An 857-nucleotide genomic window follows, 5' to 3' on the forward strand; every position below is an offset into this window, starting at 1 on the left:
CCTGCATATCGGTCATCTGGTGCCGCTCTTGATGCTGCGCCGCTTCCAGCTGGCGGGCCACACCCCAGTGGCCCTGGTGGGGGGCGCCACCGGCCTCATCGGCGATCCCAGCTTCAAGGCGACCGAGCGCAGCCTCAACAGCAGCGAAACCGTGCAGGGCTGGGTGGCCAGCCTGTCCGCCCAGATCCGGGCGCTGCTGCCCGCGAACGAGGGGCTGGCGGCCCCTGTGCTGGTCAACAACGCCGACTGGATGGGGCAGATGTCCGCCCTCGATTTTCTGCGGGACATCGGCAAGCACTTCTCGGTCAACGCCATGCTGGCGCGGGAATCGGTGCGCCAGCGGCTGGCTCGCCCGGATCAGGGGATCTCCTTTACCGAGTTCTCCTACGCCCTGCTGCAATCCCAGGACTTCGCCGTGCTCAACCAGCGTCTCGGCTGCACCCTGCAGATCGGCGGCAACGATCAATGGGGCAACATCACCAGCGGCATGGATCTCACCCGGCGACTGCATCAGGCCCAGGTTTATGGCATGACGCTGCCCCTCATCACCAAGGCGGATGGCACCAAGTTCGGCAAGACGGAAGGGGGCGCCATCTGGCTGGATCCGGCGCTCACCTCGCCCTACGCCTTCCATCAGTTCTGGCTCGGCACGGCGGACGAGGATGTCTACCGCTTCCTGCGCTACTACAGCTTTATGCCGCTGGCGGCCATCAGGGAGCTGGAAGTCGAAGATGCGGGTCGGCAGGGGCGCAAGCAGGCCCAGCAGGTGCTGGCGGACGAGCTGACCGAACTGGTGCACGGCAAGGGGGCACTGGCGGCGGCGCAGCGCATCGGCGAGCTGCTGTTTTGCGGCGACG

At 66.6% G+C, this 857-nt stretch carries 1 protein-coding gene; it reads left to right on the forward strand.

What is annotated here, in order from left to right; genetic code table 11:
* Positions 1–857 (forward strand): tyrosine--tRNA ligase (gene tyrS / locus BN1127_RS14365; RefSeq protein ID WP_042649921.1); only part of this gene is annotated, 857 nt, incomplete at both ends.

Origin of the sequence: Aeromonas media (genome assembly GCF_000819985.1) — a bacterium.
Taxonomy (GTDB): domain Bacteria; phylum Pseudomonadota; class Gammaproteobacteria; order Enterobacterales; family Aeromonadaceae; genus Aeromonas; species Aeromonas media.